Below are 19,064 nucleotides of genomic sequence, written 5' to 3' on the forward strand. Positions count from 1 at the left end.
CGCTCAAAAGCGCATCGACGCGGCCACCCCCAGGTGGCCTCCGCCCACCGTGGGCGCAAGCGACAGCGTATCGCGGGGCCTTCGCAGCCGAGCGCGTCGGTGCAGGCCCACTCCCAGGATCACGGCGCCCACGGTGGTCAGCCCAGCGCCCACCCCGGCCGAGATCAGCGAGATCCGGCGCCGGTGGAGCGCGTCTGCGATGGGCTCGGCTTGCGAGGTGACCCAGCGCGCCTCCTCGGCCTCCTCGAGCGAGGCGCGATAGAGACCATGCGTGGGCCAGCTGACCAGCAGCAGCGTGCCCAGGCCCAGCCCCACGCCGACCGAGCCCGTGATCACGAGGTTGGTGGCCTGGCGATCCTCGCGACGGAGCTCGGGATCGTGCTGGATCTCCCGCTCGCGCGCAGCAAGGGGACCGATGAGCTCGGGCTCGGGCTCGGGCTCGGGCGTGACCTCGGTCGCCGGCCGCGTCGCGGGAACCGACGCCGCGCTGGATGATGGCGCCGGCTCGGTCGCCGGAGCCAGCGGCTCGGCCAGGGTCGTCGCCAGCAGGGCGGCCATGATCGCGTGGCTCATGGCGAGTCCTCCTGGGCGAGCACGTCGACCGGGATCACGAGCTCGAGCCGACCGTTGATCCACAGCTCGACGTCGGTCTGCCCCTGCTCGACGCCGAGGAGCATCCAGGTCCCCGTGGCCAGCCCCTGCTCGATCCGAGCCACCGAGGGCTGTCGCGTGTCCAGCTCGAGCACGTCGGTGACCTCGTAGTCCCGTCGCCCCGCCACCGAGTCGGGATCGAGTTCGAACACGAACACGCCTCCCTCGGGCACGACGAACCCATCCTCCGAGCCGCTGGCGTCGGCGTGACCGGCCACGCGCTGGATGTCGACGGAGTCGTAGCGTGGGCTGCATGCGCCCGCGCCGATCAGCAGCGAAGCGGCCACGAGTCCTTGGCTGATGCGCTCTACGTTCATCACATGCCCCCCGTGGTCGTGCCCGTGCCGGTGTCCGAGCCCGCGCCGGTATCGCTGCCCGTGCCCGTGTCGCTGCCCGAGCCCGTGTCGCTGCCCGAGCCCGTGTCGCTGCCCGAGCCCGTGTCCGAGCCCGTGCCGCTGCCCGAGCCCGTGTCGCTGCCCGAGCCATCCATCGTGCCACCGGTGGTGTCGTCGGGCTCGGGCGAAGACTCCTGCACCTCGTACTCGAAGATCTCCTCGTAGTCGCCCGCCTTGACCGACAGCCTCACGGTGCCCTTGCCTCGAACCTCGACCCGAGCGCTGCGGCCCGAGGCGCGAACGATCTCGAGCAGGGTCGGGGTGAGGCTCTCCCACGAGTACGGCAGCGCTCCGGCGAGATCGTAGCCCCGGCCCATGGCGCGTGCGCGCAGCTCGGTGACCTCGCCCACCACCAGCTCCACCGAAGCGTCGTTCACCACGCCTCCCGAGCCATCGCAGGCCTCATCGTGATCGATGTCGTCGCACGGCTCGGGGATCGACGAGTCGTACTCGCCGACGATGAGGCCGTCGACCGGCAGGATCCAGAGCGACACGAAGTCGACCCCGTAACCGCCGGCCGTGGCCAGGACGCTCACGTCACCCGAGCGCAACGCCACCAGAGCGCTCGCATCGGCATCGAGCCGCGAGGGGCTCACCGACTCGAGCGCGGGGATGCCAACCTCGTCGGGCAGCGCACTACCCATGAATGTCAGATCGAAACGGGACCCCAACGCGACCGTGGTCGGAAACACGCCAGTGCCACAGGTGGAATCGGAGCCATCCACGCAGCGCCAGCGAAACACCCCATGCCCCAGCTCGCCCGTGGCCTCCTCGACCACGGGATCGGGCGTGTCATCGGTGCATGCCGCCACGAACCCCACACAGAACACCATCGCCCGGATCGTCGAGCCTCGGGTCGCCCCTGCCACGCTTCGCCTCATGCCTCTTCCCCCAAAGGAGCCCGTTGGATAGTGCCCCTCGTACCGCCAACGATCACGGTCGGCACCGATTCGCCACGCGAGGCCCCCATGCAAGGATCGCGCGATTCGCGAAGGACGCTACGGAATCAGCACCGTCGACCCCTGCGTCCGGCGGTCCTCCAGCGCGCGATGGGCCGCCTCGGCCTCGACGAGCGGCCATCGCTGACGCACCTCGACCTTTACGGCTCCGGACTCGAGCACCGAGAACAGCGCCCCGGCGCTGGCCAGCAGCTCCTCGCGCGTGGCCACGTAGTCGAACAGCATCGGACGCGTGAGGAACAGCGAGCCGTGCTGCGCCAGGCGCCCAATGTCGAAGGGGTCGGGCTTGCCCGAGGCATTGCCGAACCCGACCAGCATGCCCCGTCGTCGTAGGCAGCGCAGCGAGCCGTCGAAGGTGGCCCGGCCCACCGAGTCGTACGCCACCGGCACCCCCTGCCCGCCGGTGAGCTCGAGCACGCGCGCCTCGAAGGCATCGCGGGTGTAGACGATGGGGTGCGTGCAGCCGTGGGCGCGGGCCAGCTCGGCCTTGTCGTCCGAGCCCACGGTGCCGATCACGGTCACCCCCAGGTGGGCCAGCCACTGGCAGGCGATGAGCCCCACCCCGCCCGCCGCCGCGTGCCACAGCACCGTCATCCCCGGCTCCACGGGGAACGTGCGACGCACGAGGAACTCCACCGTCATGCCCTTGAGCAGCGCCGCCGCGGCGACCTCGTCGCTCACCCCGTCGGGCAGCGGCACCAGCACCGCCGCGCGAACGTTGCGATGGGTGGCGTAGGCTCCCGGAGGCCCCGCGGCATAGGCCACGCGCTGCCCCACGACGACCTCGTCGACGTCGGGGCCCACCTCTTCCACGACTCCCGCGGCCTCCATGCCCAGCCCCGACGGCAGCTCGACCGGATAGAGGCCCGTGCGGTGGTAGGTGTCGATGAAGTTGACCCCGATGGCGGTGTGCCGCACCCGGGCCTGGCCCGAGGCGGGGGGCGCAAGCGCGAGCTCCCGAGCCTGCAACACCTCGGGCCCGCCGTGCGCATGGAGCTGGATCACCGTGGACTTCACGACCCCGAGGCTACCCGGGCTCGAGCTCTTCTTGAAAGGGCCAGCCCATCGGGTCGACCACGAACAACCACCCGGGCTTGCGGGCGAACTGCCAGGCCGCGGCCACGTTGACGAGCACCGCCACCAGCACCAGCGCGGGAAACCACCGCCGCCGCGCCGCGCCGCCGAACGCCAGCAGCAGCAGCAGCAGCAGCAGCCAGTCGGCCCCGAAGCGATACACGGGCTGGAGCTGCCCGCTGTTCTGGTAGAGCAACGACGGCAGCGCTGCCCCGAGGATCGCCAGGCCGAGGCCCAGCCGCTGGGGGAAGCGCTCCCGGGCCGCGGCCACCGCCAGCACCCACGGGCTCGAGAGCCACAGCGCCATGCCGTGGATCGAGACCCTCACGTACGGCACCTCGGCGCTCACCTGCGGCGCCAACCACAGCAGGCACCGCAGGTTTCGCGGCAGGTACTCGAGCGAGAACATCCCGAGCTCCTGCATGCGCGCCTGCCAGCGGATCTCGAGGAAGCGATGCCCGAACTCGAGCGGGCTTTCGAACCGAGCCATGTTGTAGCAGGCCAGCGCCAGGCCAATCGCGCCGAGCGGCACGAGGAAGCGCAGCGCCGCGTTCACGAGTGCACGACGCTCGCCGGTGGTTCGAAGGCGCCATAGCTCGAGCCCCATGACCACGATCGCGGGCAGCATGTTGATCGGGCGGCACGCCACCGCAAGACCCAGCCATAGCCCCGCCCAGCCGGGGCGTCGCGCTCGCCAGGCCGCGTCGAGGTAGAGCATCAGGCACAGCGCCCCGAAGATCTGCGCGGTGAACCACACGCGCCCATTGGCCCCCAGAAAGCACGCGGGGCTGCCAAACGTCCACGCGGCTGCGATCCACAGGTGCTCGCGACCACGCCCGTCCTCGGTGCCGCGCTCGCGGTCGAGCATCCGCACCAGCACGAGCGCAATGAGGGCCGCCGCCAGGCAGGTGAGCAGCACGTCCCAGGTCGCCGGCCCGAACACCATCACGAACGGCAGCATCATCACCGCCGGCCCGGGCGGGAAGGTGATGTACCAGGTGTCGTCGCCGCGCCGCACCTGGCCGCGTTCGAAGTTGCGCCACCCCTGGCCCACCACCCAGTAGGTCTGCTCGCCCTGCCGCTCGGCGCTCTGGCAGGCCTTGGTGCGGCAGGGGTAGCCCCGCACCGTGCTGCCGTCGGCGAGGGTCAGCGTGTAGAGCACGGCGTAGTCGTCGAAGGCATGGCCGCGACAGCGCTTGCGCGCCTGATCTCGTGGTGCGCACCACCCCGGCGGCTTGCCCTCCAGGGCCATGCGCCCCTCGGTCCAGCCCTGGGCCAGGTGCACGAAGTGGTTGTCGCGGCTGGGCTTGGTCAGGCGCTCGCCCGCGAGCACGCACAGGCCCACGAACGCCACCACGAACACCAGCGCATGTCGTGGCCACTGCCGTGGGCGGGGGTCGGAGGTCACGCGGGGGAGTCTACGCAACTCTCGCATGTCGCGGGCAGGCACCCATGCCCCTCGTGCCCCGTGCCCAGAACGGACGAGGCGGGTCCAGGCACGTCCGGGGCGACGGGCACGCTATGCTGCCGGGGGTGATGCCGCGGGATCTGATCTTCGACCTCGACGACACCCTCATCGAGAGCTTTCCCAGCTACGTCCAGCTCCACACGCGCATCGCGGTCGAGCTGGGGTGGCGAATCCCGTCCCGCCACGAGCTCGTCGAGTATGGGCCGACCTGGCAGGCCACGCTGGTGCGGATGTGGCCCGACCATGATCTCGCCCCCTTCATGGCCCGCTACGACCAGCTGGCCGACGACCTCCCCTACCGCTCGGTGCCCGGAGCCGTGGCCGCCCTGCACCGGCTCCGAGCCCAGGGACACCGCCTGTGGGTGGTGACCAAGCGCGAGCGCTTGCGTCTGGCGCAGCGGCTGCGCCAGGCCGAGCTCCCCATCGCGCTGTTCGAGGGCGTGTTCTGCAACGAGGACGTGCCCGAGCCCAAGCCCAGCCCACGCTGCTTCGAGCCCATCGCCGACGCGCTCGGACGCGCGCCATCTCGCCCCGTGTACGTCGGCGACCGCGACGACGACCGCATGGCCGCCCAGTCCGCCGGCATCGAGTTCGTGGCCGTGTGCACGGGTCCCGAGCGGTCTATGGGTTTCCCCTACGAGCACCCGGTCTCACACGTGCTCCCCTCGGTCACCAGCCTCCCCGCGTGGCTGCGCGAGGCGTAGACCTCGCTCACTTCCTTCAGCGTCATTTTGGGACGGATCGAGATCGTCGCCCCTGCGCGACGGGTCTCCTCACCTTCGAGCGCGATGGCTTGCTAGATTGTGTCTTGGCTGTGCCTTCGGCCATGATCGACGACGACGTCACGCGCGACTCGCTGCCCGAATCGATCCGACCGGCGCCCGCGATCCTCGGCAGCAAGTTCGCCGACCGCTACATCGTGCGCCGCGAGGTCGGCCAGGGCGGCATGGGCACCGTGTACGCCGCCCACGACATGATGCTGGGCGAGGTGGTGGCGCTCAAGGTGCTGCGCCCGCTGTCGGCCGAGGACGGCGTGGTGATCGAGCGCTTCCGCCGGGAGGTTCGGCTGGCGCGCAAGGTCGCCCATCCCAACGCCGCGCGCACCTACGACATCGGCTTCCACGAGGGCATGCACTACCTGACGATGGAGCTCGTCGAGGGCACCACGCTGTCGAACGTGCTCCGCGAGCGCTCCCGCCTGCCGGTCCACCGCGCGGTGGACATCGCCATGCAGATCTGCGCCGGGCTCGACGCAGCGCATCGCGAGAAGGTCGTGCACCGCGACCTCAAGCCGGGCAACGTGCTCATCGAGCGCCGCACGAACCGGGTGGTGATCACCGACTTCGGCGTGGCCTGCATGATGTCGGCCGGTGATCTGCTGACCGGCGATCCCAACATCATGATCGGCACGCCGGCCTACATGGCGCCGGAGCAGATCACGTCGGGAGAGCTGGGCGCGCACACCGACATCTACTCGCTGGGGCTGGTGCTCTACGAGATGCTCACCGGGCGGGTCCCGTTCCGCGAGGCCACGCCGATGGCCACCGCGTTCGCCCGCGTGCGCCACGATCCCGAGAACCCGGGCGAGCACGCCAAGCTGCCCCCCGAGCTGTGCGAGGTGGTGCTGCGCTGCCTGGCTCGCGATCCCGCCAGGCGTCCCGCGGCAACCCGCGAGCTCGCCGATCTGCTCGCGCCGTTCCTCCACGACATCGGCGAGAGCACGCTCGTGGAGGGGCTGACGCGAGACACCCTCATCCCCACGCACGTGCCGATCTCCGCGAGCTTCGTGTCGATCCGCATGGGCACGCAGAGCCTGGCCGTGCTGCCCATGCGCTACCGCGGCCCGGAGTCCGAGGCCTACCTCGCCGACTCGATCACCGAGCAGCTGGTCGATCTGCTGTCGATGACCCGCGGCCTCAAGGTGCTGTCGGCCTCGGCCAGCGCCCGCCTGGGCGAGAACCGCGATCCCGTGGTGGTGCGCGAGCGCCTCGGCGTGGGGGTGATGGTCGACGGCTCGGTGCAGCGGCACGGCGACATGCTGCGGGTGGTGGCGCGCCTGGTGAACACGGCCGACGGCGTGCAGGTGTGGAGCGAGCGCTTCGAGGGGCGCCTCGAGGACGTGCTCGAGCTGCAGGACACCATCGCCAACCGCGTGGCCGAGGCCCTGCGCCTCGAGCTCGACACCCATCGCCACACCGCCGCGATCCCGGCCCCGGCCGTCGAGCTGTACATGCGGGCGCGCGGCCAGGCTCGGCGCTACGACCTGGGCGGGCTGGGCCCCGACGGCGCCGAGCAGCTGATGCTGCGCTGCCTCGACATCACCCCCGACTTTCCCCCCGCGCTGGCCTCCCTGGCGCTGGTGCTGGCGCGGCTGTGGTCGATCCACGGCGAGGGACAAGACGGGGCCAACTGGCCGCAGCGCTGCCGCGATGCGGTGGCGCTCGCGCTGGACAAGGCGCCCGAGCAACCCGAGACCCACCTCGCCGCCGGCCGCATGCACTGCGAGCACGGCCACTACCGCGCGGCCGCCGAGGCCCTCAAGGAAGCGCTGCGGCTGGCCCCCACGTATGCGGCCGCGCACGCCTCGCTGGGCGCGCTCCAGTGCGAGACGGGGCGCTCGCACGAGGGCTACCGCCACCTCACCACGGCGGTGGAGCTCGAGCCCGACGATCCCCTGTCGCTGCTCAGCGCCGCCCGCTACCACGCGCAGCGCGGCGACCTGGCGCAGGCCGAGGGCATGCTCGACCGGCTCGGCGACCCCGATCCCACCACGCGGGGGGCCATTGCGATCATCCGCCTGCGCATGTCGCTGTGGCGGGGACGAGCCGATCAGGTGCGAGCCCAGCAGCGAACCTGGGGCATGATCGACGCTCCGCGCAAGCGCCTGCTGGATCTGCTGGGTGGGGTCTACCTGGGGAGGATCGGAGTCCAGGAGCTCGGTGATGCGCTCGACGAAGCCATGGCCCGCGACACCAGCCCGCGCTTTGCTTCGAGCATCCACCAGCTGGCCACCGAGGTGCTCGCGGCCCGCGGCGAGACCGAGGCGGCGTTCGAGTTCCTGCGTCACGCGGCCCGGGACGTGCTGGTCGACGTGGACTGGCTGGCGCACTGCCCCGTGCTCGGCGACCTGCGCTCGAGGGAGGGCTTTGCCCCGGTGGTGATGACGGTGAGGCAGCGGGCGGCGGTGATCTGGGCGAACTGAGCGCCTCGGTCGATCCCTGATGGCATGGAGGGTGCATCGAGGGGCGCCCCGATGCACAAACCTCCCCCCAACGCACTCTCGATCTCATCGGCGACGCTGCTCGCGTGGCTCGGCACTGCCTCGATGGCGTCGCTCCCGTCGTGCACGGGATCCGGCGACGAGCCCGGCGACGACGCGCAGTGGCGGATCGACGAGCCGCTGCCTTCGGGTCCGATCTGCAGCGTCGACATCGATGAGCCGAGTCCGGACTCCATCCAGGTGTTTCCCGCCGGATCCTCCGTCCCCGTCAACGGCACCGCCGCGGTCGGCGAGGCGGTTCCGGTGCCCGTCACGACCTTGATCTACGTCATGGATCTATCGGGCAGCACCAACGACCCAGGGGGCGGCTGTGGCGATGATCCGAACGGTGATGGTAGCTCGGACACCACGCTCGACTGCGAGATCGCGGCGCTCACCTTGCTTCACACCCAAGCCACCGCGCTCGGCACGATCGCCGACACCGGGATCGCGGTGTTCGCCTCGACCGGTGCGACGGCGGACATGATCCCGGGCATGACCAACAACGACCTGCTCACCGCTCCGGCGGCCGATCTCGGCGGCCCCCCCGGCCCGGACGTGATCGACGTGCTTCGCTCGGCCGAGAGCGGCGGCTCCGGCACCCTGGACCTGTTCTCTCCTCGCAACGTCGGCCAACTGACGAGCTTCGGGTCGGGGCTCGAGGCTGCGGCGACCATTGCGAACGCCAGCACGCAACCGGAGATCTTGGTGGTCTACCTCTCCGACGGCCTGAACAATCAACCGCCGGCCGTGGCAGACGTCATTGGAGATCTTCCGTCCAATGCCACCGTGTTCACATTCGCGGTGGGGGACGATGCCAGCTGCACCAACCCGGGCAGCTTCGGCAGCCTGCAGGACATCGCCGACGCGACCGGCGGCACGTGCATTCCCGTGCCCGACACGGGGAGCCTGCCGGGCATCCTTCCTGGAATCATCATGACTCGGCTGACGGACCTGAACATGTCCATCAGCGGTACGCTCGTCGGCGGCGCGCCCTTCGGTCCCATCGACATCGACCCCATCGACGTGGTCGACCCGGTGGTACCGCCCCCCCTGAACGGGCCGGTCACGGTGAACTACGAGCACACGCTCGACGGACTCGCGGCCGGGACGTACACCGTTTGCGTGGAGGCCACCTGTACCGACGTGCTCGGCGGCGCGGCCCCCGAGGAGTGCAGCACCTTCAAGATCAACGCGCCGCCCGTCGCCAAGTGCGAGGACGTCACCGTGTCGGCCGATGCCATGTGCCAGGCCGAGGCCGACGTCGATGCTGGCTCGTTCGACCCGGACGGCTGCCCCGGGCCGCTCGAGTGCCAGGCCGACCCGCCCGGGCCCTACGCGCTGGGCGATACGCCGGTCACGCTGACCTGCTCCGACGGGCTCGACACCTCGCAGTGCGAGGCCACCGTGACGGTCATCGACGACACGCCGCCGGTGGTGGAGTTGGAGCCCGTGTCGCCGGAGCTGTGGCCGCCGAATCACATGTATCACGTGATCTCGGGGGATCAGTGCATCGCCAGCATCTCGGACAACTGCGACGGGGTGCTCGATCCCGCCACCGCCTGGAGCGTGCACACCGCGACCTCCGACGAGGGTGAGCTGGCCACCGGCTCGGGCAACACCTGCGACGACATGGTCCTCGACCCGAACGATCCGACGCTCGTGCAGCTCCGAGCCGAGCGCGCCGGACCGAGGAACGGGCGCTGGTACGAGCTCCACTTCGGCGTGGAAGACCAAGCGAACAACGTCACCGACGGGACGTGCGTGGTGACCGTGCCGCACGATCAATCCGGCGATCCGGCGATCGACAGCGGCTGCGCGTTCTGTGTCGGCGACGACTGCCCGACGCAGTGCCCGAGTCCGGAGCCCACCTGCGGGTGAGGATCGACGGCCGCGACGCCGCGGCATGAACCGGCGAGGGGCCGGCTCGAACACTCGAGCCGGCCCTCGTCGTTCGTCGCAAGCATGCGTGACCACGAGCGTGGCAACGATCACCCACGCCTACGCGGGGCACGAGCCCGCGCTCGAAACGGAGCCGAGGTGCACGTGCGCACGCGCGAGTGAGTCACAGCCTGTGCGTGGACGCTCGGCGGCTTCGAGACACCATCGGGCGGCCAGCAGGCCGCCTCCCGCCCGCCGAGAGTCGAGGCCGACCGTTCCCCGACGGAGTGACCGGCCCTTTGCTACCCTCGCGACCGTTGGCGCCCGTGTCCGCCACTCGCGACCGCCTCGGCGTGCACCCGCTGTACTTCCGCGAGCACGAGCCCGCGGTGGCCGGCACGATCGCGGAGCTACTGCGCGCGAGCCCCTCGCCCGCGCTCCGCCCCGACCGCGAGGCCATCGCACGCTACCTCGCGGGCGATCCCGACGACCGACACAGCTGCATCGAAGGCATCGGGCTGGTCCCCACGGGGCACACGCTGTCGTGGCGCGAGCGCGGCTGGCAGTTGCAGCCACCGCCCCCGCTGCCCGAGCCGCGAGGGACCCTGCACGACGCGATGGTGGATGCGGTGGCCGACCTCCTCGCCGCCCCGCGCCGCACCGCGATCGCCCTCAGCGGCGGACTCGACTCCGCGCTGGTGCTGGCGATCGCACGCCGCGAGCTCGGGCTCGACCCCCCCGTGATCACCCTGGCCGTGGACGTGCCCCACTACGGCGAGCTCGAGACCACGCGCAGCACCGCCCGCACGCTCGGCGCCGCCGTGCACGAAGCCCACGTGTCCGCACGGGACTTCCTCGCGCAGCTCCCCGAGGCGGTGCGCCTGGCCGAGGTTCCCCTGTGGAATCCCCATCCCGTCTCCAAGCTGCTGCTGGCCCAGGCCGCGCGCCGCGAGGGCTTCGACGCGGTGCTCACCGGAGATGCGGCCGACAACGTGTTCGGCGGCGCCTTCGGGCACGACTACCTCCCGCTGGTGGGCCGGCTGCTCCGCAGCCAGGGCGTCGAGCCGTGTTCCCCTTTCTTCGATCCCCGGGTGCTGGCCCACGCGGCCCGGCTGCCCGCCGATCCCGACAAGCCCGTGCTGCGCGAGCTGGCCGCACGGTGGCTGCCCTCGTCGATCGCATGGGCTCCCAAGGCACGGCGGCTCGCCCCCGACTTCGGCATCGCGCGTCTGTTCGACCCCGCGATCCTCGTGCACCAGGCCGAGCGGCTCGGCCTGCCTCCGCCTCGACTCGACGATCCACGAGCGCGATGCGGCCACACCACGCTGGCCCTCCTGTGGGACGCGCTGTCACGCGAGACCCGGCCATGTGCGGCATCGTAGGCATCATCGACCCGCAGCGACCGGCCCACCTGCACGAGCCCGCGGTGCGGCGCATGGTCCACGTGCTGCGCCACCGCGGACCCGATGACCAGGGCAGCTGGCAGGGCCGCCACGCCGTGCTGGGTCACACGCGGCTCTCGCTGCTCGATCGCGAGGGGGGAGCCCAGCCCATGCTCGACGTCAGCGGGCGCTACGTGCTGGTCTACAACGGCGAGGTCTACAACCACGCCGAGCTCCGCAACGAGCTCCGCGAGCGCTGGACGTTTCGCACGCGCTCCGACACCGAGGTGGTCCTCGCCGCCCTCACCGCATGGGGCGAGGACGCGCTGCCCCGCTTCAACGGCATGTTCGCGCTGTGCTGGTGGGACGAGCACGAGCAGCGCGGGCTCCTGGCGCGCGACCGCCTGGGCGTCAAGCCGCTGGCCTACCAGCGCGTCGAGGGCGGCCTGCGGTTCGCGTCGGAGGCCAAGGCACTGGTCGCCGTCATGCCGCAGCGCCCGCGCCCCAACGTGAACGCGCTGCTCGAGGTGCTGGCCGCCCCTTGCATGAGCGGCGTCGCGGCGCCGGCCTTCGCGGGCCTCGAGTACCTGCAGCCCGGGGAGCTGCTGCGGATCGATCGCCGCGGCATGCAGGCCCACCCCTGGGCGCCGCTGCGCGTGCTCGCCGACCGCGACGACGATGAGCTCGAGCCGCAGCTGCGCGCCGCGATGCAGCTCGCCGTGCGCCGGACCCTGCGGGCCGACGTGCCCGTGGGCGTGTTCCTCAGCGGCGGGCTCGATTCCACGCTGGTGGCCGCGCTCGCGGCCGCCGAGGCCTCCGAGCCCCCGCGTGCGCTCACCATCGCGTTCGATGGCCAGCACGCCTACGACTACGCCCGCTCGCGGATCGTGATCTCCGACGACACCCCGTTCGCTCGCCTCGCCGCGCAGCGGCTGGGGCTGCGCCACACCTGGGTGCATGCGCCCACCGCCTCGATCGCCCGCACGCTGCCCGAGCTCGCCCGCATCGACGACGCCGTCCCCGCGTGGGAGCAGCAGCTCGCGCAGCATCACCTGGCCCATGCCGCCGCTCTACACGACAAGGCGGTGCTGGTGGGCGACGCCGCCGACGAGACCCACTACGGCTATCACTTCCTGCTCGACGACCGGGCCAACCGCTCCCCGCTGGCGCTGCTGCGGCGCTTCCCCAGCGCGCCGATCCATCCCGACTGGGGAGACCCCGCGCTCGGGTCCGACGTCCAGGCCCGCTTCGCTCGCGACTACGAGCGGCTGCTGCGAGCGCACGGCCACGACCCCGACGATCGCGACGACCGAGCCCCCCACGCCGCGCGCGCGCGGGTGCTGGCCACCACGTGGCTGGTGCTGCGACGCTGGCTGCCGCGGCTGCTCCACAACGGCGACGTCCACACCATGGCCGCCTCGCTCGAGGCCCGGGTGCCGTTCGCCGACACCGAGCTGTGCGACCTGGCGCTGCGCGTCGACCCCCGCCGCGCGCTCGCGTCCGGCGAGGACAAGGCCCTGCTGCGTCGCGCCGTGCAGGGCCTGCTGCCCGAGGAGATCCGCGTCCGTCGCAAGTCGGCCCTGCCCAAGGACCAGCGCACCGCCGAGCTCTACAAGGCCCTGGTGTCCGAGCACCTCCGAGAGGATCCGGGCCTGCTGACCGCCCTGTGCGACGAGGCCGAGCTGCGAGCCCTGCTCCGCCCCGACCGACGGCTCGACGAGGGCGAGCGTGCGGTATTGTTCCGGGTGGCCGCGCTGGCCAGCTGGCAGCGGGCCTACGACGTCGCCCCGCCATGAGCCGGTTCCTGTTCGTCGTCATCCCCGAGCGCGGCCACGTGCACCCCTACCTCGGGCCCGCCGCGTGCCTGCGCGCGCGCGGACACGAGGTGGTGATCTACGCCGAGGGGCCGCTCGAGCCCGTGCTCGAGCCCCAGGGGCTGCCCCGCTGGCCGCCCACCGACCCCGCCCCCGAGGCTCGCCATGCGGGCGCCGAGTTCTCGGCCCGGGTTCGCGACCACGCATGGCTGCGGCAGTGGGTGGCCGGCGTGCTGCTCGACGGCGTGGAGGCCCAGGTCCCGCGGATCGAGGCCGCCATCGCGGCGCTGCGCCCCGACGCGCTCGTGCTCGACCCCATGGTCTACGCGGGTGCCATCGCAGCCCATCGCACGGGGCTCCCGTGGGCGGCCGTGTCGAACTCGCTCAACCCCGTCCTGCCCGACGACCTCGACTCCGAGCTGCTGCGCACGGTGGCGTGGCTCTCACCCCGACGCGCCGCACGGTTCGAGGCGCATGGCATGGCACCGCGCTTCCGCGGCTGCGATCTGCTGTCCCCCACCCTGACCGTGTGCTTCTCGAGCCGCGCCCTCGTGGGCGAGCCGCCTCCCGGCGTACACTTGGTCGGCGCCAGCCTCCCGCTCCACCCACGCGAGCCGCCCAGCGGCATCGACTGGGGCGTCGGTCGCTCGCGCCCGCGAGTGCTGATGTCGCTGGGCAGCCAGGTCTACCACCAGCCGCGCATGTTCCAGACCGTGATCGAGGCGCTGCGCGAGCTGCCCGTGGAGCTGGTGGCCAGCGTCGGCGAGCTCGATCCGGCGTCGCTGGGCCCCTGGCCGCCGGGTGCGATCGTGCGGCCGTGGCTCCCCCAGCTCGAGGTGCTCGCCCGCTGCGACGCGATGATCACCCACGGCGGCGCCAACTCGGTGATGGAAGCGCTCGCCCACGACGTGCCGGTGCTCGTGTCACCGATCTGCAACGATCAATTCCATCAGGCGAAGCTGGTCGCCCGCGCCGGGCTGGGGTCCACGCTCGATCTCCACACCGCCACCGCCGAGCAGTGTCGCGCGGCGGTCCGGGCGCTGCTCTCACCCGAGCAACGCGCGCGCGTGGTCGGCTGCCTGCCCCGCGACGGCGCCCAGCGCTGCTGCGACCTCCTGGAGCGATGGGCCGCGCGTGCATCCGGTGCGCGGTGATCACCTCCAGTCCTGCTCGTAGGCATGCTAACCATTTCAGCGCTTCGATGACGGTGCTTCTCTCGCATCCCTCGTCGGCTCATAGAATGCATCACTCCACGGCGGGTCCAACCGCCGCCTCGTCCCATGACCGCCGCCCCAGAGTCCAGCGCCGACCCGAGCTCCGACGACCCGATGGTCGGTACCGTGGTCGACGGCAAGTACCGCGTCGACGCCCTGCTCGGCGAGGGGGGCATGGGCTCGGTCTACCGCGTCCAGCACCTGGGGCTTCGCCGCAACCTCGCGCTCAAGGTGCTGCGACCCGAGCTGACCTCGCACACCGAGGTCGCGGCCCGCTTCGATCGTGAAGCCCAGAGCGCCGCGCGGCTCGACCACCCCAACTGCCTGCAGGTCACCGACTTCGGCACCACCCGCGACGGCCTCAAGTACATGGTGATGCAGCTGCTGTCCGGCCACGAGCTCACCGACGAGCTCGACGGACGGGCGCTGCCCCCCGAGCGCGCGGTCACCCTGATGCTGCAGATCGTGCGGGGGCTCGAGCATGCGCACGAGCACGGCATCGTGCATCGCGACATCAAGCCCGAGAACGTGCTGGTCACCACCGACCACGACGGCCAGGAGCTACTCAAGCTGGTGGACTTCGGGATCGCCAAGGTCCTCGAGGGCGAGCTCGACGGCGCCTCCCCCAAGCTCACCCGCGCCGGCATGGTGTTCGGGACCCCGCGCTACATGAGCCCCGAGCAAGCCGCGGGCGGGGACATCGATCACCGCGCCGACCTCTACTCGGCGGGGATCCTGTTCTACGAGATGCTCACGGGCACGCTGCCGTTCGACTCCGACGACCTGGTCAAGGTGCTGCGGCAGCAGATCATCGAGCCACCGCCTCCCCTGCCCGACCACGTCCCCGCCGCGCTGCGGGCCATCGTCGAGCGCCTGCTCGAGAAGGACAAGGACGATCGCCTGCAGAGCGCCACGGCGGTGATCGAGGCGCTCGAGGCCTACCAGGCGTTCCAGCCCGTGCCCGCATCGCCCACGCCGAGCGGCGCGCCGGTGCCGACCCTCGCCCCGCGCGGCCCCACCCTCGCCCCGCTCGGCCCCACCCTCGCCCCGCTCGGCTCCACCCTCGCGCCGCTCGGCCCCACCCTCGCGCCGCTGCCCTCGCCGTCGGTCCCGCCCGTCGGTGGCTCCACCATGATCCCGATGCACGGCCACCCCACCTACGCGGGGCACAACGCCGTCTCGCTGCCCACGATGAGGCCCATGGCAGCCTCGACCCTGCGCGTGCGCATTGCCCAGCGACCGCGCTGGCAGCTGGTGAGCGCGGCCGTGGGCGGTCTGCTCGCCCTCGTCGTCACCTGCTCGTGGATCGCCGGCGACGACGGCGAGCCCGGGACCGCAGCCGTCGGCACCCCGAGCGAGGTGGCCTGGTACGACGGGTTGTTCTCGGGATCGGGAGACGACGGCCCGGACCCCGACGCGCTCACGGCGATCGACGACGCGATCGTGGCCAACCGAGTCGACGAGGCCCGGACCAAGCTCGAAGCGCTCGAGGAGGAGCACCCCGAGCATCCCCAGCTGAAGTGGCGCCGGGCCCGTCTGCTGGCCAAGGCCAACGGCCAGGCCGAGGAGGCCCTGCAGGCCTATGCCGCGGTCGCGACCCAGGCACCCGCGCTCCTGGAAGAGCCCGCGTTCTTCGCCGAGCTCGACCGCTTGCTGCGGCAGCCCAAGCTGCAGACCACGGCAGTGACGGTGGCGATCGAGCAGCTCGGGCACGCCGGGCACGGGTTCCTGCTCGGGCGGCTCAACCAGCTCGACGATCCCCTGCCGTGGGCCGAGCGCAAGCGAGCCGCCGAGGCCATCGAGGCCCACGAGCCGTGCGCTCCGCTGCTCGACGCGCGGCGGCAGATCGCCGCCGATCTCCTGCAGGCATCGGATTCCGACGACCCGTGCGCCACCTTCGGCGGCGCGCTGATGCTGATGAAGCTCGATCTCGACCAGACCTATCTGCAGCCCGTCCACGACGCCAAGCTCCCCAAGGCCTGCAAGGAGCACAAGGCGCTGCTGACCGAGGTTCGCACGGCCCTCGCCCAGCGACACGGCCAGCCCAAGAGCAAGAGCAGCGCACGCTGCCGCGGCCTCAAGGGCATGTTCCGCAGCGGCTGCTGACACGGCGTGGGCTCGTGATGACCCCGCGTCCGCGCCCGCACCTCCCCGTGATCCGGCGCGTGGTGCCGCCAGGGGTGATTCCGGTCGAGCTGTGGGACCTGGAGCTGGGCCATGGGGAGCTGGGCCATGGAATCCTGTGGGATCACATGGGGACCGAAGCGCTGCCCGCTGCGCTGGTGCAGGCGATCGAGCACCTACGCCGTGGCACCGCGATCACCCGCTCGCGGGTGCCGATCCCCCCACGATGTCGCGAGCTGACCGCGGTGTGGTTGGCGGGCGGGCACGCCGTGGCGCTCGATCCCTCGCCGCTGTCGGCAGCCCTGGGGCTCCCCGTCTGGCGCGCCGACGAGCCCACCGCCGTGGCCGAGCATGGTGCCCGCGCCTTGCTGCCCGAGGCGCCCGCGCCCGCGGTGATCGACCTCGGCCAGAGCCGGCTCAAGATCTTCCTGAGCGGCGAGCGCTTCGTGTACGAGCGTCCGTGGGATCGACTCGCGCCGCTCGACCCCTTCGCCCCCGGCGCCCCCGTGATCGATCCCGCGGCCGGCCGCGCCCGACTGCGTGCATGGGTGAGCGAGGCCCTGGCCGACGCGAGCGCCCGCATCCGCCAGCTCCGCCAGCTCCGAAGGTCTCGAGGGCCCACCGATGCCGTGATCATCGCCCTGCCCTGCGCGCTGGCGGACACGCCCACGCCGGGTTCCTGCTCCTATCCCGGCCTCGAGGGCGATTCTCGCTTCGTCGCCGACGTGCTCGCCACCGCCGGCTGGACCCCCCGCACCGTGCTCGTGCTCAACGACGCCGAGCTCGCAGCCGCCGCGGCCAGCCTCGATCCACGCTGCCGCGACGCCGTCACCCTGGTGCTCACGCTAGGCTTTGGAGCAGGCGGAGCGCTGTTGCTGCCATGACCCTCGCCCTGTTCCTCTCCCCCCACCTCGACGACGCGATCCTCTCCTGCGCCGGCCGGATCCAGCGCCACGTCGCCCGCGGCGATCGGGTCGTGCTGCTCACCGTCTTCAGCCACGCCGACCCCGACGACGTCGCCGGCTGGGCCGCACGCCGCCGCGAGGACGAGGCCGCCGCCGCGCGGCTGCATGCGCAGGCGCGGTGGCTCGGCCTGCCCGACGCACCGTTTCGCGATCCCAGCTACGTCGACTTCGATGCACTCACCGGCGACCATGCCCCCGGCGACGCCACCTGGCGCGAGCGCCTCGCCGCACGCCTGTGCGAGCACCTCGACGCCGAGCGGCCCGCCGCGCTCTACGTGCCGCTCGGCGTGGGCGATCACGTGGACCATCGCCTGACCCACGAGGCCGCTGCCCTCGCGCTCGCCGAGCGCGAGCCCCAGGACAGCCCCGCGCTCTACCACTACGAAGACGTCCCCTACGCCATGGTGCTCCACGCCACCCGTCGGCGCCTCGATGCGCTGGGGTGGTCGAGCCACGACGTCCCCCCCGGCCAGGTCGACGCCTACCTCGACGCGCTGGCCCACACGCCCTACATCGCGAGCTACCTGCCGCCCGGGCCGGTCCGCGACCGCAGCTTCGCCCGCCTGCGCCAGTGGCCAGCGTCGAGCCCGACCCGATCCCTCCATGCCGAGCTCGAGCGCCTCGATCACACCACCGCCGCACGATCGGAGGACGCGATCTGGGACTACGCCAGCCAGGCTCCGGCGCTGTTCCACACCCGCGAGCGCTACCGGGACCTCGCCCGCACCCACGCCGAGCGCCTCCACACGGATGCACCTCGGGCCGAGCGCTACTGGCGGCTACGGTAGCTGCGGGGCCCCGTACATGTAGCGCCACGCCGGATCGAACACGTACTCGCCATCGCCATCCACGGGCGAGTCGCCGCTGACGCAGACCGAGCAGTGCGGGTAGCCGTTGGGGGTGGTGGCAATCAGTCGGTGCGAGTCGCCGTAGGGCGGCGGCACGTCCTCGATGACCGTGGGCACGCCCACCATCCCCGCCGACTCCCACGCATCGAGGTGCCCCTGGTGCTGGTCGTCATCGACGTGCGTCAGCCCGTAGAACTCCGTCACGGGCGTCGCGGGATCGGGAGGCACGTTCCACCACCCACCCGAGTGCATCACCGCGCGGTGGGTGAAGCGGCGCGACGCATAGAGCCCCGTGCTCGACGCTCCATGGGAGATCCCGGCGATGATGAGGTCCTCCCCCCGCAGCATGTCGTCGTCGTCGAGATAGTAGCCCCAGTCGCCGCCGGGGTGGATCTGGTCCAGGTGCCGCAAGATCGTCACCACGCGCCCCTCGGCGCTGTCGGCCCGGCCGATGTCGATCACGCCCGAGACGTCCTCCCCCACCAGCGCCTCCCAGCGGGTGTCCTCGTTGCAGCTCCCGCCCGCGCCCCCGCACGACCAGTCGTTGGAGTAGTCGGGCACGATCACGTGGAACCCGTGCCCGGCGAGCTGGATGCTGTGGTTGCGCCAATTCGACGGCGTGTTGGTGAACCCGGGCAAGAAGAACACCAGCTTGCCGAGCGGCTCGACGCGCGTGTCGAGGTGGGCGTACTGGAGCGCGAGGTTCTCCACCACCGTGGGGTCGAGCTCCACCGGATCGAGTTCGAACTCGTAGAGCTGCGGGTCGCTGACATCCACGTTGGGTCCGTCGTCGCCGCCACCGGTCGAGTCGGCCGTCGAGTCGACCCCCGTGTCACTGCTTCCGCTCGAGGTCCCGCCGCTGCTCGAGCTGCCCGGCGGCGTCCCCGTGTCCGAGGGCCCTCCCGTGGACGTCGCCGCCACCGTGTCCCCCGAGCCACCGCTGCCCGTCGAGCCCTCGGCCTCCGGCGTGCCGTCGTCGGTGCACCCCCCTAGCAAGATCAGCCCCAACCACATGCCCCGCTTCATTGGC

Annotated in this window: 15 protein-coding genes; 9 read left to right on the plus strand and 6 right to left on the minus strand. The window is 71.8% G+C overall.

What is annotated here, in order from left to right:
- Window positions 1–3 precede the first annotated feature (3 nt).
- From OEB96_RS30605 to OEB96_RS30625, 5 genes are all read right to left on the minus strand, one after another.
- On the minus strand, window positions 4–573 hold the full coding sequence (locus tag OEB96_RS30605) for a hypothetical protein (RefSeq protein WP_266220335.1): 570 nt from the start codon (window positions 571–573) through the stop codon (window positions 4–6).
- Window positions 570–938, minus strand: a complete 369-nt coding sequence (locus tag OEB96_RS30610; RefSeq protein WP_266220336.1) for a hypothetical protein — start codon at window positions 936–938, stop codon at window positions 570–572. The genes OEB96_RS30605 and OEB96_RS30610 overlap by 4 nt, the downstream gene beginning before the upstream one ends.
- A gap of 29 nt (window positions 939–967) precedes the next feature.
- On the minus strand, window positions 968–1,915 hold the full coding sequence (locus tag OEB96_RS30615) for a hypothetical protein (protein WP_266220337.1): 948 nt from the start codon (window positions 1,913–1,915) through the stop codon (window positions 968–970).
- Window positions 1,916–2,044: 129 nt separating this feature from the next.
- Window positions 2,045–3,022: a quinone oxidoreductase family protein gene (locus tag OEB96_RS30620; RefSeq protein WP_266220338.1), complete on the minus strand. Its 978-nt coding sequence runs from the start codon at window positions 3,020–3,022 to the stop codon at window positions 2,045–2,047.
- Window positions 3,023–3,032: 10 nt separating this feature from the next.
- Entirely contained in the window at window positions 3,033–4,487 is a 1,455-nt protein-coding gene (locus OEB96_RS30625) for a hypothetical protein (protein WP_266220339.1), read from the minus strand.
- Between the two features lie 128 nt (window positions 4,488–4,615).
- Here OEB96_RS30625 and OEB96_RS30630 point away from each other — a divergent pair, with 128 nt between their 5' ends.
- From OEB96_RS30630 to OEB96_RS30670, 9 genes are all read left to right on the plus strand, one after another.
- Complete coding sequence (locus OEB96_RS30630) at window positions 4,616–5,251, plus strand: HAD family hydrolase (RefSeq protein ID WP_266220340.1); 636 nt, start codon at window positions 4,616–4,618, stop codon at window positions 5,249–5,251.
- 122 nt (window positions 5,252–5,373) lie between these two features.
- Window positions 5,374–7,749, plus strand: coding sequence for a serine/threonine-protein kinase (locus OEB96_RS30635; RefSeq protein WP_266220341.1), 2,376 nt, complete (start codon window positions 5,374–5,376; stop codon window positions 7,747–7,749).
- A gap of 51 nt (window positions 7,750–7,800) precedes the next feature.
- Window positions 7,801–9,687, plus strand: a complete 1,887-nt coding sequence (locus OEB96_RS30640; protein ID WP_266220342.1) for a vWA domain-containing protein — start codon at window positions 7,801–7,803, stop codon at window positions 9,685–9,687.
- Window positions 9,688–10,013: 326 nt separating this feature from the next.
- The gene (locus OEB96_RS30645; protein ID WP_266220343.1) at window positions 10,014–11,069 is read left to right on the plus strand and encodes an asparagine synthase C-terminal domain-containing protein; all 1,056 of its coding nucleotides are present in this window, start codon (window positions 10,014–10,016) and stop codon (window positions 11,067–11,069) included.
- Window positions 11,054–12,865: an asparagine synthase (glutamine-hydrolyzing) gene (gene asnB, locus OEB96_RS30650; protein WP_266220344.1), complete on the plus strand. Its 1,812-nt coding sequence runs from the start codon at window positions 11,054–11,056 to the stop codon at window positions 12,863–12,865. The genes OEB96_RS30645 and asnB overlap by 16 nt, the downstream gene beginning before the upstream one ends.
- Window positions 12,862–14,037: a glycosyltransferase gene (locus tag OEB96_RS30655; protein ID WP_266220345.1), complete on the plus strand. Its 1,176-nt coding sequence runs from the start codon at window positions 12,862–12,864 to the stop codon at window positions 14,035–14,037. The genes asnB and OEB96_RS30655 overlap by 4 nt, the downstream gene beginning before the upstream one ends.
- Window positions 14,038–14,163: 126 nt before the next feature.
- Window positions 14,164–16,203 carry a serine/threonine-protein kinase gene (locus tag OEB96_RS30660; protein WP_266220346.1) on the plus strand — a complete coding sequence of 680 codons (2,040 nt, stop codon included), beginning with the start codon at window positions 14,164–14,166 and terminating at the stop codon, window positions 16,201–16,203.
- 17 nt (window positions 16,204–16,220) lie between these two features.
- Window positions 16,221–17,105: a hypothetical protein gene (locus OEB96_RS30665; protein WP_266220347.1), complete on the plus strand. Its 885-nt coding sequence runs from the start codon at window positions 16,221–16,223 to the stop codon at window positions 17,103–17,105.
- Window positions 17,102–17,974, plus strand: a complete 873-nt coding sequence (locus OEB96_RS30670; protein ID WP_266220348.1) for a PIG-L deacetylase family protein — start codon at window positions 17,102–17,104, stop codon at window positions 17,972–17,974. The genes OEB96_RS30665 and OEB96_RS30670 overlap by 4 nt, the downstream gene beginning before the upstream one ends.
- Here the strand turns inward: OEB96_RS30670 and OEB96_RS30675 are convergent.
- Entirely contained in the window at window positions 17,966–19,060 is a 1,095-nt protein-coding gene (locus tag OEB96_RS30675; RefSeq protein WP_266220349.1) for a BPSS1187 family protein, read from the minus strand. The genes OEB96_RS30670 and OEB96_RS30675 overlap by 9 nt on opposite strands.
- Window positions 19,061–19,064 lie beyond the last annotated feature (4 nt).

The organism is Paraliomyxa miuraensis (assembly GCF_026337845.1).
GTDB classification, from domain to species: Bacteria; Myxococcota_A; Polyangia; order Nannocystales; family Nannocystaceae; genus Paraliomyxa; species Paraliomyxa miuraensis.